The organism is Bradyrhizobium sp. USDA 4516, assembly GCF_054055915.1.
The window spans coordinates 7,534,247-7,547,282 of record NZ_JBSRXT010000001.1; the positions used below are offsets into that span (position 1 = coordinate 7,534,247).

The following is a 13,036-nucleotide window of genomic DNA, read 5'->3' on the forward strand; positions in this document are numbered from 1 at the left end:
CGCTTGAATCCGGGCGCGAACGATATTCCATATGTCCGAGAATGGGGCGTTGGAGATCGACCATGCGCGAGCTATCGGCGGAGGCCCGCCTGCACCTTTACGCGCGTAACATTTCACGGAAGTCCGGGACCGGAATTCACACGGCGGCGCTGTACAGCGCCTTTGCGGTGATCGCGGCCATCGTGTTCGGCACGCTGTCCGTCCACCCGTTCTGAGTCCTTCGGAAAATTCAAAAGCCGCCGTCTGATGTCCTCAGGCGGCGGCTTTGTGTTGGCTGGATGCTGACAGCTCAGTAGCCGTAACCGCGACCATATCCGTAGCCGTAGCCGCCACCGCAGGTGCTGCAGGTCTGCTGAACCGGCGCGTAGTAGGAATAGCCCGGCGAGACCATCTGCACGCGCTCCTGGGTGGCGTATTGCGGCGGGATGCGCTCATAGGCGACGCCTTCGGGCGCGACCATCACCGTCCTCGGCACCATCACGGTACGATACTGTGCCGGCGTGCGATGCGCGACGACGCGGCCCGGCGCCACCATGACGGTCTCCTGCACCGTGCGATACTGCGGCGGCACGCTCTGCACCTGATAGCAGGTCGTGCACGGCTGCGGCGGCGGCGTATAGCAGCTATAGCAGCCGGCGGATGCCGCGCTGGTGAAGGCGGCGGTGGCAACCGCGGCAATGGTGAGGGAGAGGCTGGTGCGGAACATGCTTTCGTACCCAATTTCCTAAGAGGACAATCAAAGGCTCGGAAGCTGCACCTAACAATCAAACGGCAAGTTTGGGTTTAAGAAGACTCTTAACGGAATCTAAAGGGCCGGCACGGCGGCCGGCCCTTTTTTGATCGATGTTCGCGGCTTAATGCGCGGTCTTGAACGGCGCAACGGTGATGCCCGCCTGCTTCAGCGCCTCGCGCAGGCCGCGCGCAATCTCGACGGCACCGCGCGTGTCGCCATGGATGCAGACGGTATCGGTCTGCATCTTGATCACCTTGCCGGTGACCGAGACGACCGCGCCGTCCTGCACCATCCGCACCACACGATCGGCAATCGCCTTGGGATCGTGCAGCACCGCGCCGGGCTTCTTGCGCGACACCAGGTTACCGTCGTCCTCATAGGCGCGGTCGGCGAACACCTCATGCGCCATCCGCAGATTCGCCGCTTCACCTGCGCGCACCAGCTTCGAGTTGGCGAGCACCACGAAGATGAGATTGGGATCGACTGCCTTGATCGCATTGGCGATCGCTCGTGCCGTCATGTCGTCCTCGCAGGCGACGTTGGAAATCGCGCCATGCGCCTTCACATGGGTGACCTTGTGGCCGGCCGCGGTCGCGATCGCCTGCAAAGCGCCGATCTGATAGGCGATCAGGTTCTCGATCTCCGAGGACGTCAGTCCCGGCATCGGGCGGCGGCCAAAGCCGTGCAGGTCGCGATAGCCGGGATGGGCGCCGACGCTGACGCCGCGCGCCTTCGCCAGCTCGACCGTCTTGCGCATGATGTCGGCGTCGCCGGCATGGAAGCCGCAGGCGACGTTGACCGAGGTCGCAAGCTCGATCATCGCGGCATCATTGCCCATTTCCCAGGGGCCAAAGCTTTCGCCGAGATCGCAATTGAGGTCGATAGTTGAAGTCATGACGATCGATCCGTCTGTTGTTGTACAGATTCAGGGTAGCGCAACTTGCCAGGTCGACACATCGACGGCGTTGACGGCCTGACCCGCGACATTCGCATCCCGCAGCGCTTCGATGTTGAGACCAAAATCCTCAATGCCGCGGAGGCGGTCGGGCAGGGAACGCAGCAGCTCGTGGAACTTGATCGCCTCGGCCTGCGCTTCCGCCATCGTCACCGCCCTGAAGCGGAACGGCCGGCCGGCCGAGATCTGCGCGAAGCGACCGAAATCGGCCGTGATCACGGTTGCGATCTTCGGATAGCCGCCGCTGGTGCCGCGGTCCGGCATCAGCACGATCGGCTGCCCGTTGCCGGGCACCTGGATGCTGCCGTTCACGGTGCCGTCGGAGACGATGTTGTGGCCGTCGAGATGCTTGATGGCGGGACCTTCGAGGCGATAGCCCATGCGGTCGCTGGTCGCCGAGATCTTCCACTCGCTGTCGACCAACAGCTTCTTGTGGTCCTCGGCGAACTCGTCGTCCTGCGGGCCGAACAGGATGCGGATCGGCGCATCGGTCGCGGCCGGCAATTCGATGCGGCGTTCGGGCGCGCCACTTGCGGCCTGCGTCGTCAACTCGTCGCCGCTTTGCAGCGGCCGCGGGTAGGGGCTGCCGAGCCCGGCGCGGGCGTTGACGGCGAGGCTGCCGAACATCGGCTCGCCTTCGATGCCGTGCTCGATCGCGAGATAGCTGAACGAGCCGCCGCGGGCGAAGCCGAGATTGAGCGTCTCACCTTCGGCGAGCGTCGCCGAGCTGTCGAACGCGACTGGCCGGCCGCCGATATCGGCATTGCGCGACGCGCCGGCGAGGGCGACGCGCACCGCGCCCCCGCGCGCGGTGAAGCTGGCGCCGAACGGGCCGATCTCGACCGCGGCGGCGAACAGGTCGTTGCCGACCAGCGTGTTGGCGGCCGCCAGCGAAAGCCGGTCCATCGCGCCGCTCGGCACGAGACCGTAGCGCTGCGAGCCCGGACGACCAGCGTCCTGCACCGAGCTCGCCGGGCCGATCGAGCTGACGACGAGCTTGCTCATGGCGTCACCAGTTCGGCGACGAACTCGCCGGCCTCGGCGGCGCGGTCCTGTTCGGCAAAGGTCTTGGCGTCCACCGCCGTGAAGGTGATGGCGTCGCCCGGCTCCAGCAGGAAGGTCGGATCGCGATGCAACTGGTAGGTTCGCACCGGGGTGCGGCCGAGCAGGTGCCAGCCGCTCGGGCCGGCCAGGCACTGCACGCCGGTCTGGATGCCGCCGATCGAAATGGTGCCGGCCGGGGTCAGGAGCCGCGGATCTTTGCGCCGGGGCATGTGCAGGAACTTCTCCAGTCCGCTGAGATAGGACCAGCCCGGCGTGAAGCCGATCATGGCGACGCGATAGTCGCCGGCGACATGGCGCGCCACGATCTGGTCGGGCGTGGTTTTGAGCGCCTTCGCGACGTCCTCGAGATCGATGCCGTGCTCGCCGCCATAGGTCACCGGGATGCGCCAGCGCCGCGTTCCGGTCTCGGTCGGCGGCGCCTTGGCGGCGCGTGCCAGCAGCTGCTCGCCCAGCGCATCGAAAGTAATCTGCACGGGGTCGTAATGCACCAGCAGCGACCGGTAGGTCGGCACGGTCTCGGTGATGCCGGCAATCGGCTCGGCAGCGATGACGCGGTCGAGCGCCAGCACCCGCCGGTTGGCGGCGTCGTCGATGGTGCGGCTGAATTCCACCGTGATGGCGCTGTCGCCACTCGGCAAAAGGCGGGGAGGACTTAAGGGGTCGGCCATTGGGTCAAGCGCTGTTCGTCAACCATCAAGCTAGCGTGTTTCGAGATAAAACGGAATTCGCTTCGTGCAAAATGATGCAGCAACTTCAATAAATTAATCGGCATGCCAGTGATAAATCTGGATGATCGCAGCTTTTTCGCGCAGCCCTTGACGCAAGGCCTTTGCCCGGCAACATGCGCCGGTCTTTTCCTCCCATCGGAGCAAGCTTTCCAGATGTCACTGTCCGCCGAAGCGATCGCGACGCTGTCGCACGTGTCCACCGCCACCATCACCACCGTCCTGCTCAAGAAGGGCCTGCGCAACATCTGGATGCGCGGCACCAAGCCGCTGAAGCCAGGGCAGAAGCGGCTGGTCGGACCGGCCTTCACGCTGCGTTTCGTGCCGGCCCGTGAGGATCTGGCGACGCCGGAATCCTGGTCGTCGCCGATCTCGACCCGCACCGCGATCGAGGCGATGCCGGCGGGCTGCATTGCCGTGGTCGATGCCATGGGCATCACCGATGCCGGCATTTTCGGCGACATCCTCTGCGCCCGCATGGCCAAGCGCGGGGTGACGGCGCTGATCACCGATGGCGTGGTGCGCGACGTCGAGGGCGTGCTCGGCACCGGCCTGCCGGTGTGGTGCGACGGCTACGCGGCTCCGCCGTCGGTTGCAGGTCTGACCTTCGTCGGCTGGGGCGAACCGATCGGCTGTGGCGGCGTTGCCGTATTCCCGAACGACGTGGTGGTGGCCGACCAGGATGGCGCGGTGCTGATCCCGCAGGCGTTCCTCGATCACGTGCTGGCCGAGGGGCCGGAGCAGGAACGGATGGAAGCCTGGATCGTCAACGAGGTGAACAATGGCGCCCAGTTGCCCGGCCTGTATCCGATGAATGCCGAGACCAAGGCGCGCTACGCCGCGACCAAGAAATAACGTCAAGAAAGGGAGGTAACCCCATGGACATCCACGTTTCCGGCTCGCGGCCGACCCGCCGCGCGCCGAAGGAGAATTTTACCGGCACGGTGTTGCAGGACCCGATCAACATGGCGCCGGCGCCGGCGCGGCTGAACGCCTCGCGCGTGTCGTTCGAGCCCGGCGCACGCACCGCCTGGCACACCCATCCGCTCGGACAGACGCTGTATGTGATCTCCGGCATCGGGCGCGTGCAGGCGAAGGGCGGCCCGATCAGGGAGATCCGCCCTGGCGACGTCGTCTGGATTCCGCCGAACGAGAAGCACTGGCACGGCGCCTCGCCGGACAACAGCATGACCCACATCGCCATGCAGGAAGCGCTCGATGGCGTCTATTCGACCTGGATGGAGCACGTCACCGACGAGGAATACAACGGCAAGGTCCGCTGAGCAGCCGTAGCAGTTTGAAAGATGAAAGCCCCGCTCGTCAGGCGGGGCTTTTGATTTTATGAGACCGTAGCCCGGATGGAGCGAAGCGCAATCCGGGGCGGTCTCTCCCATGGTGAAAATCCCGGATTACGCTTCGCTCCATCCGGGCTACGATTTGCAGGCAATCAATTCACCCGCGTCCAAGTCTGGCCGCCGCAGAACATGCCGCCGAACGCACAGCCCTGGACGCGCAGCGTGTCCGGGCTCTTCATCGCGATGGTGGAATCGTAGGTGCTGCCGCTGTTCGGATCGAAGATGCGGCCGCTCCACTTGTCCTTGCCCGGCTTCATGTTGATCAGCACCTGTTCGCCGTTGGCGTTCGATTTCTTGTCGACGGCGTAGCCGCAGAGATTGGCGCCACATTGCTCGATGCGGATTTTGCCTTCCTTTTCTTCGGTGAGCCAGACGCCGAGCGGCGAGTTCGCTGCTTGCACGGGATTGGCGAGGGGCTTGGGCACCGGAGCGCTCGGCGAGGCGGCGCCGACCGTTGGAGCGGTGGTGGGCTTTGCAGCCGGCGCAGTTTGCTGGACGGCTGGCGCCGCGGGCGGCGGCGGTGTGGTCGCGGCTGTAGCTGAAGGCGGCGTGGCCGCAACGCCCGTGCTGGGCGGCTCTGCCGTTGCGGCAGGCGCCGGCGGGACGGCGGCCTGATCGACGGCAGGCGGAGCAGCCGCTGCTGGTGCGCTGGGCGGCGCGGCCTGGGAATTCGTCTTAGCGTCCGTCTTAGTGTCCGACTTGGCGTCCGTGTTGGCTTCCTTCGGAGCCTTGCGCTTCTGCTCGGTGTCCTCGCTTTTGGCGCGTTTGGTGCGGCGGGGAGTATTGTCGTAGACGCCGGGGATCGAAACCGTGCCGCGATCGGGATCGATGCGAATAGTGCGGCCGCCGTAATCGAATGTGTACTGCGCCTGCGCTGCGGCCGTGCTTGCCAGCACGAGCGTGGCGATCGCCAGAAGCTTTCTCATCTCGACCTCCGGTGCAGGGAGCCTCGTTCGCAAGGCTATCCGGTGACCACCCCGTTGAACGTGTCCCAGATCACGGTCAGAACATGAGTCGTATCCTCGCGGTCTAGGTTCAAATCGCTGGATTACGGTCTGGTTTCAGGCCGTGCGCTTCAAATTATGCGCGCGGCGCGGGCTATTCGAACCACGCGGCGTAGATCCTCGCGTAGCTGCCATCTTCGCGCGCGATGTGAAGCCATTGGTCGACGAACGCCTTCAAGGCGACGTCGCGCTGCATCCAGTAGGCCTTTTCCGCGAAGTCGAACGGCTTGTCGGGATGCACGGCGCACAGCACGCCGGGATGCAGCTTCTGCTGATAGCGCGTCTCGGACGCATCGGTCATCATCAGGTCGGCGTCGCCCTTGGCGATCTCGTCGAAGATCTTGGTGTTGTCGTTGAAGACGCGGATCTCGGCGGTTTTCACGTGGGCGCGCGCGAAGCGCTCGTTGGTGCCGCCGGGATTGACGATGACTCGGGTGCCGGGTTTGTCGATCTCGGCGATCGTCTCAAACTTGCCCTTGTCGGCGCAGCGCGCGATCGGCGTCTTGCCTTCGCGCATGATCGGCGTCGAGAACAGACCCTTCTTCTGCCGATCGAAGGTGATGGAGACGCCGCCCATCGCGATGTCGAAATCGTCGGCCTCGAAATCCTTGGTCATCTGCGGCCACGATGTCGGCACGAACTCGACCTTGACGCCGAGCGCCTTGCCGAGCGACTGCGCCATGTCGACATCGAAGCCGCGGAAGGCCTTGGTCTCCTTGTCGAGATAGGTGAAGGGCAAATAGTCGCCGGTCATGCCGACGCGCAGGATGCCGCGCTTGACGATCTCATCGAGCCGGGACGGCGCCTGCTGCGCGTGCGCGGCGGACAGGAGCAAAGCGAGAGCGAGGCCGGCCAGCGCGCGAAACATCGAGGTCTTCTCCATCCGCATTTGATTGCGATGCCCGAAGGGCACGTATCGCGTCTCAGGCCTCGTTGCTGTCCTTGCTCGCCTGAACGACACTTGCAGTGCGGCTGAGCATCTCGTGCTTGAAATGCTCGAAGCGCCGCCGCGCTTGGGCCTCGCGATCGTCGACGAATTTGATCGCGGCGTCCCGCTCCATCGGGCCGTTGACGAGCGGGGTCGATGCCTCGCCGACGGTCTCGTCGACATAATATTGGGCGCCGTCCTGGCGCACCGTCCAGCGGAAGCGCAGCGCGGCCATTGGTCCTGGGCCGGACTTGGAATAGCCATTGGCCTCGATCGGTTGGGGCGGCGGCTGGATCGACTCCGGCTCCGCTTCCGGCTGGCTCGGCTCCGGTTCGGTTGGCTCCGGTTCACTTGCTTCAGCTTTACTTGGCTCGGGCTGTTCGACCGGTTCGGACGCCTCGACCGGCGGCGGCTCGCCCGCCGACGACTCGGCGGGCGCGGCCTCGACGGACACGGTCGTGATGGACACGGTCTCGACTGATACGACTTCGACTGACGACGGAAGGGGCGGCGGCATCGCGATGGAGACCGGAGGCTCCTTGGCGGGCTCGGCTTCCTTATCCGCCGTCTTGTCGGACGATTTGGCCTTCTCGGGAGGTGTCGTCGTCTGATCGAGGATGCTCGCGATTGCGGCGAGCGCATTGTCGGTCGGGTCACTCACGGTTCGGTCTCCCAGGCTCGGCGTTGGCGGAATCGCGCCGACGCCATTCCTATCTACCTGATCTGACTGGCCTTTGTCAGCCCGGGCGCTTCGGTGGGGCCTACGCGCAAACCGGCGGACGCCGGTCCTTCCAGGGGCGGACCTGTTCGAGCTGGCCGGCCAGGCGGAACAGCAGTCCTTCCTCGCCGAGCTTGGCCGCGAACATCATGCCGAGTGGCAGACCGGCCTTGTTCCAGGCCAGCGGCACCGACATCGCCGGCTGTCCGGACATGTTGAACATCGAGGTGCCCGGCATGTAGCGGCGCAGCACCGGCGCGATGTGGCCGAGGTCCTCGGACATCGTGTTCAGCTCGCCGAGGCGGAGCGGCGGCGCGCACAGCGTCGGGCTGAGGAAGATGTCGCAACCTTCGAAGAAGGTCGCAAGCGCGCGCGAGATCTGGAACGCTGCAAGCTGCGCGGCCACGTAGTCGGCCGGGTTCATCTTGGTCGCATTCTGGGCGCTGGCGAGCGTGAGCCGCTCGACATCGTCCGACGTCAGGGTGCGCCCGACGCGCTGCTCGAGCAGACGGATCGTCAGCGCCGTGTTGCCTCCGACGATGGTCGTCATGACTGCGGCGGGATCGGCCGCGAGCGGCGGCGCGCGCTCCTCGACACGATGGCCGAGGCCCGCCAGCAGCTTGGCTACGTCGCGGACCGCCGCAGCGATCTCGGGATCGATCGCATCGCCGTAGGGCGACTTGTCGGTGAAGCTGATGCGCAAATGGCCGGGATCGCGGCCGACTTCCTGCGAGAACGGTCGCTCCGGCGGCGGCGCGACATAGAGGCTCGACGGCTCCGGACCGTGGATCGCATCCATCATCACCGCGCTGTCGCGGACGCTGATGCTGAGCACATGGCCGACGGAGAAGCCGCCCCAGCCTTCGCCGCGATCGGGACCCACCGGGTTGCGGGCACGCGTCGGCTTCATGCCGAACACCCCGGAAGCGGAGGCGGGGATCCGGATCGACCCGCCGCCGTCGCTGGCATGCGCGACGGGCAGGATGCGGGCCGCGACCGCAGCCCCAGCGCCGCCGGACGAGCCGCCGGAGGAATGGTCGAGATTCCAGGGATTGCGGGTCGGGCCGAACAGGCGGGATTCCGTCGTCGGCATCAGTCCGAATTCCGGGCTCGCGCTCTTGCCGAAGATCGCAAGCCCGGCGTCGAGGAAGCGCTGGGCCAGCGTGCCATTGTGATCGGCAACGAAGTCCTTCAGCAGGCTGGCGCCCGACGTGGTGCGTGTGCCTTCGAGCAGATCGAGGTCCTTCAGCAGGAACGGCACGCCGGTGAAGGGACCGTCAGGCAGCCCCTTGGCGATCTGGCGCTCGGCATAGTCGTAATGCTTGACGACCACAGCGTTGATCTTGGGATCGACGGCGGCGGTGCGCGCGATCGCCTCGTCGAGCAACTCCTTCGGTGTCACGTCCTTGTTGCGGACGAGCTCGGCGAGACCGACCGCATCGTAGTTGCCGAATTCCTTGAAGGTCATGTGGGTACTCCGCATCGCCGGGCCGATCCTTTCGGATCGGCCGCGGCGCAAACGAGGAAGGCTGAAAGCTCAGCCGAGGACGTCCTGGTTGATCACGTTCTGGCGCAGCGGATTGCCATCCAGCACGCTCAGAATATTGCGTGCGGTCTGCTCGCTCATGCGATCGACGGCCTCGACCGTGACGCCGGCCACATGCGGCGCCATGATCACGTTGGGCAAAGCGTGCAGGGGCTGGCCGACCGGCGGCGGCTCGACCTCGAACACGTCGAGGCCAGCGCCGGCGAGCTTGCCCGACACCAGCGCGTCGTGCAGCGCCTTCTCGTCGACGATGCCGCCGCGGGCGGTGTTGATGAGATAGGCGGTCGGCTTCATCAGCCTGATCCGCGCGGCGTTGAACAGCCCGACGGTTTCGGGATTCTTCGGGCAATGGATCGTGACGAAGTCCGCCCGCGGCAGCGCCGCTTCGAGGTTCGACACGGCCTCGCAGCCGGCAGCCGTGATCTCGCTGGCGGGCTTGTAGGGATCGTAGACCAGCACGTTCATTTCCATGGCGAGGCAGCGCTTGGCGGTGCGGGTGCCGATGCGGCCGAAGCCAACGATCAGGACGGTCTTGCCGTAGAGATCGAACGGCAGCACGCCGAGCCGGCTCGCCCAGGTGCCGTCCTTGACCATCGTGTGCATTTCCTGCGCGCGCTTGGCCAGCGTCAGCATCATGAACACAGCTTGTTCGGCGACCGACGGCGAGTTCGCCGTGCCTGCGACCATCAGCGGCACCTTGCGGCGCGACAGCGCCGGAACGTCGACGGCGTCATAGCCGACACCGATCCGGGTCACCACCATCATGCCCTTGGACGCCTCCAGCTCCGCTTCGCCGAAGCGGGTTGCGCCGAGCGCCACGCCATGGACCGGCGCATGCTGCTCGAGCATGGTCTGAAAGTCCTTGGCGGAGATCAGGTTGGGAAATTCGATGAGTTCTACGTCATCCCGCTCGTTGAGGAGCACCCGTGCCCCCGGTGACAAAGTCTGGGTGACAAAAATCTTCTTCTTGTTGGTGGCCATTTCCTGCCCTTGAGGTTTCTTGTGCGCCGTCAAAGGACGACGCCGGTCACCTCGTTTAGCAAATGCATATTGTTGAGGTCCACAGCCAATCGGAGCGGGCTGCCATCCTGCGCACCGGCATTGGGATTGACCCGGCCGCAGACCTGGGTGCCCTCGAGCGTGAAATAGACCAGGGTCTCCATCCCCATCGGCTCGGTAACGTCGAGCATCGCGTCGAACGGCTCGATGCCCGGTTCGGCATGCGGCCGCGCCTCCATGACGTGCTCGGGCCGGATGCCCAGCAACAGCTTGTCGGTGCGGGAGAGAGCCTGGTAGCGGGCGGCGCGTGCCGGCGGCAGCGAGAAAGCGAGGCGATCGGTCAGCCGCACGTTGAGCTTGCCGCCGGTGTCCTCGAGCCGACAGGGCACGAAATTCATCGCGGGCGAGCCGATGAAGCTTGCGACGAACCGGGTCGCCGGCTTGTGGTAGAGCTCGTTGGGCGTGCCGATCTGCTCGATCCTGCCGTGGTTCATCACCACGACGCGGTCGGCGAGCGTCATCGCCTCGACCTGGTCGTGGGTGACGTAGACGGTCGTGGTGCGGACCTTCTGGTGCACCTTCTTGATCTCGATCCGCATCTGCACGCGGAGCTTGGCGTCGAGGTTGGACAGCGGCTCGTCGAACAGAAACACCTTCGGATTGCGCACGATTGCCCGTCCCATCGCGACGCGCTGGCGCTGGCCGCCGGAGAGCTGCTTCGGCTTGCGGTCGATCAGGTCGGTGATGTCGAGCATGCGGGCTGCCTCGGTGACCCGGCTCTTGATCTCGGCCTTGGGATAGTGCTTCAGCCGCAGACCGAACGACATGTTCTCGGCAACGGTCATATGCGGATAGAGCGCATAGTTCTGGAACACCATCGCGATGTCGCGGTCCTTCGGCGGCACGTCGTTGACGACGTCGCCGCCGATCATGATGTCGCCGTCGGAAATGTCCTCGAGGCCGGCGATCATCCGCAGCGTCGTCGACTTGCCGCAGCCGCTCGGCCCGACCAGCACCACGAACTCATGGTCTGCGATATCAAGGTCGATGCCGCGCACCGCCTCGACCTCGTCGTAACGCTTCACAACCTTCCGCAAACTGACGTCAGCCATAAGTTCAACCCTTTGTCGCACCGGCGGTCAGGCCGGCAATGTAGTAGTCCATCAGGAAGGCATAGATGATCAGCGGCGGCGCGGCGCCGAGCAGGGCGCCGGTCATGATCTGTCCCCAGTTGAAGACGTCACCCTTGATCAGGGTCGTGATGATGCCGACCGGCAGCACCAGCTGATCGGTCGATGTCGTGAACACCAGCGGATAGAGGAACTGAGCCCAGGAGACGGTGAAGGCGAAGATCGTGGCCGCGATCAGGCCGGGCAGCGCGACCGGGATGAAGATCCGGGTCAGCGTCTGGAACCAGCTCGCGCCGTCGATGATCGCCGCCTCGTCGAGCTCCTTCGGGATCGAGGCGAAATAGCCGATCATGATCCAGGTGCAGAACGGCACCGTCAGCGTCGGGTAGATGAACAGCAGCACGTACCAGCGATTGACCAGCTGGATGCCGGTCCAGTCGCCGAACACGGCGAACATCTTGAACAGCGGGATGAACAGCAGGCTGTCCGGAATGAGATAGGTGAGGAACACGCCGGTCGCGAGCGTCGCCGAGCCCCAGAATTTCATCCGCGCCAGCGCAAAGGCCGCCGGCACGCTGATCAGCATCGTGATGGTGACCACGATGATCGAGACCCAGGCCGAATTCCAGAAGAAGCGCAGGAACTGGTTCGAGGTCAGCAGCTCGATGTAGTTGCTGAGTGTCGGATGATAGACCCACCACGGATTGGTCGCGGCCGAAATCTCGGCGCTGCTCTTCAGCGAGGTGATCAGCATGTAGATCGGCGGCGTCAGCGAGAAGATCGCAAACAGCACCAGGAAGAAATAGGACCAGCGTAGCGCCCAGGCGCGGTCGCGGCTCATGCTGCCGTACTTGACCTTGCGGGTCGGTCCGGACTTGTCGATCGTCAGGGAGCTCATCAGGCTTCGTTCCCGCGTTTGGTGATGTCGCGCAGGATGAAAATCGCCGCGACCGCGAGGATTGGCACCATGAACAGCGAAACGCTGGCGCCGAGCGGCACATCACTGCCCTCGATGCCGACCCGGAACGCCCAGGTGGCGAAGATATGGGTGTGGTCGAGCGGCCCGCCCGCGGTCAGGATACGCACGATGTCGAAATTGGCGAAGGTCACGATCAGCGAGAACAGCGTCGTGATCGCGATGATGTTGCGCATCATCGGCAGCGTAACGTACCAGATGCGCTGCCACCAATTGGCGCCGTCGATAGCGGCCGCCTCATAAAGCTGGTCGGGTACCGATTTCAACGCCGCCAGATACATGATCATGAAGAATGGCGCGCCGTACCAGACGTTGACGAGGATCACCGAGAAGCGCGCCCACATCGCATCGCCGGTCCACGGGATCGGCCCGATGCCGAAGAAGGAAAGCGTGTAGTTGAAGGCGCTGTAGGAGGGGTCGAACAGCCAGAGCCACGCCAGCGTGCTCATCGCCGGCGGGATCACCCATGGCACCAGCAGCATGCCGCGCCACTTGCGCTGCTTGTTGGCGGGTACGTTGTGCACGAAATGCGCGACGATGAAGCCGATCAGGGCTTTGAAGATCACCGCCGAGATCGCGAAAATGCAGGATTGCTTGACCACCAGCCAGAAGGTGTCGCGCTTGAACAGGAACTCGAAATTGCCGAACCCGACGAACTTCGTCATCGCCTTGTTCAGCGTCGCGAGGTGCAAGGAGTAGAGGGCCGGGTAGAGCACCAGGATCGCGATCAGGAGGATCAGCGGCAATGTCATCAGGAACGCGGCCATCGACTTGCGCCGCAGCGCGTTGCGCAGGCCGGCGCGCCTTCGTCCCGTCTGGGCAGCGGCTGCGCGGTTGGATTGGAATGCGACATCAACCATAACGCAGGTCCCTCGCGCGGGTTGGTTGCACAGCACGCCGAT

The 13,036-nt window shown here is 64.8% G+C and carries 15 protein-coding genes; 3 read left to right on the forward strand and 12 right to left on the reverse strand.

All coding sequences use genetic code 11. The features are described 5' to 3' along the window. Positions 1-62: 62 nt before the first annotated feature. Positions 63-215, forward strand: a complete 153-nt coding sequence (locus ACVI1L_RS34650) for a hypothetical protein (RefSeq protein WP_016844408.1) — start codon at positions 63-65, stop codon at positions 213-215. A gap of 74 nt (positions 216-289) precedes the next feature. On the opposite strand, the gene ACVI1L_RS34655 is transcribed toward ACVI1L_RS34650, so the two are convergent. The 4 genes from ACVI1L_RS34655 to pxpB form a co-directional block, all read right to left on the reverse strand. Beyond that, positions 290-706, reverse strand: coding sequence for a hypothetical protein (locus ACVI1L_RS34655; RefSeq protein WP_057018694.1), 417 nt, complete (start codon positions 704-706; stop codon positions 290-292). Between the two features lie 148 nt (positions 707-854). Beyond that, complete coding sequence (locus ACVI1L_RS34660; RefSeq protein ID WP_057018693.1) at positions 855-1,628, reverse strand: LamB/YcsF family protein; 774 nt, start codon at positions 1,626-1,628, stop codon at positions 855-857. Between the two features lie 30 nt (positions 1,629-1,658). Continuing rightward, on the reverse strand, positions 1,659-2,693 hold the full coding sequence (locus ACVI1L_RS34665) for a 5-oxoprolinase subunit C family protein (protein WP_456784945.1): 1,035 nt from the start codon (positions 2,691-2,693) through the stop codon (positions 1,659-1,661). Further along, the gene (pxpB, locus tag ACVI1L_RS34670; protein WP_057018691.1) at positions 2,690-3,421 is read right to left on the reverse strand and encodes a 5-oxoprolinase subunit PxpB; all 732 of its coding nucleotides are present in this window, start codon (positions 3,419-3,421) and stop codon (positions 2,690-2,692) included. Before pxpB ends, ACVI1L_RS34665 begins: the two co-directional genes overlap by 4 nt. Positions 3,422-3,634: 213 nt before the next feature. Here pxpB and ACVI1L_RS34675 point away from each other — a divergent pair, with 213 nt between their 5' ends. Together ACVI1L_RS34675 and ACVI1L_RS34680 are read left to right on the forward strand one after the other, a co-directional pair. Further along, positions 3,635-4,333, forward strand: a complete 699-nt coding sequence (locus ACVI1L_RS34675) for a ribonuclease activity regulator RraA (RefSeq protein ID WP_076828879.1) — start codon at positions 3,635-3,637, stop codon at positions 4,331-4,333. A 23-nt stretch (positions 4,334-4,356) separates the two neighbouring features. After that, on the forward strand, positions 4,357-4,761 hold the full coding sequence (locus tag ACVI1L_RS34680; protein WP_057018689.1) for a (R)-mandelonitrile lyase: 405 nt from the start codon (positions 4,357-4,359) through the stop codon (positions 4,759-4,761). A gap of 164 nt (positions 4,762-4,925) precedes the next feature. Here ACVI1L_RS34680 and ACVI1L_RS34685 read toward each other — a convergent pair whose 3' ends face one another. The 8 genes from ACVI1L_RS34685 to ACVI1L_RS34720 all read right to left on the reverse strand — a co-directional run bounded on the left by ACVI1L_RS34685 (position 4,926) and on the right by ACVI1L_RS34720 (position 12,994). Continuing rightward, a complete protein-coding gene (locus tag ACVI1L_RS34685; protein WP_456784946.1) occupies positions 4,926-5,759 on the reverse strand; it encodes a DUF2147 domain-containing protein in 834 nt (277 codons plus the stop codon). Between the two features lie 172 nt (positions 5,760-5,931). After that, positions 5,932-6,705, reverse strand: coding sequence for a transporter substrate-binding domain-containing protein (locus ACVI1L_RS34690; protein ID WP_229192174.1), 774 nt, complete (start codon positions 6,703-6,705; stop codon positions 5,932-5,934). A gap of 55 nt (positions 6,706-6,760) precedes the next feature. Further along, a complete protein-coding gene (locus ACVI1L_RS34695; RefSeq protein WP_456784947.1) occupies positions 6,761-7,426 on the reverse strand; it encodes a hypothetical protein in 666 nt (221 codons plus the stop codon). Positions 7,427-7,526: 100 nt separating this feature from the next. After that, positions 7,527-8,951 (reverse strand): amidase, encoded by a 1,425-nt coding sequence (locus ACVI1L_RS34700; RefSeq protein ID WP_456784948.1) that lies wholly within the window; start codon positions 8,949-8,951, stop codon positions 7,527-7,529. A 69-nt stretch (positions 8,952-9,020) separates the two neighbouring features. Then, complete coding sequence (locus tag ACVI1L_RS34705) at positions 9,021-10,010, reverse strand: hydroxyacid dehydrogenase (RefSeq protein ID WP_225646746.1); 990 nt, start codon at positions 10,008-10,010, stop codon at positions 9,021-9,023. Positions 10,011-10,039: 29 nt separating this feature from the next. Continuing rightward, positions 10,040-11,140 (reverse strand): ABC transporter ATP-binding protein, encoded by a 1,101-nt coding sequence (locus ACVI1L_RS34710; RefSeq protein WP_456784949.1) that lies wholly within the window; start codon positions 11,138-11,140, stop codon positions 10,040-10,042. A gap of 4 nt (positions 11,141-11,144) precedes the next feature. Beyond that, complete coding sequence (locus ACVI1L_RS34715) at positions 11,145-12,056, reverse strand: carbohydrate ABC transporter permease (RefSeq protein WP_016847559.1); 912 nt, start codon at positions 12,054-12,056, stop codon at positions 11,145-11,147. After that, positions 12,056-12,994: a carbohydrate ABC transporter permease gene (locus ACVI1L_RS34720; RefSeq protein ID WP_016847560.1), complete on the reverse strand. Its 939-nt coding sequence runs from the start codon at positions 12,992-12,994 to the stop codon at positions 12,056-12,058. Before ACVI1L_RS34720 ends, ACVI1L_RS34715 begins: the two co-directional genes overlap by 1 nt. Positions 12,995-13,036 lie beyond the last annotated feature (42 nt).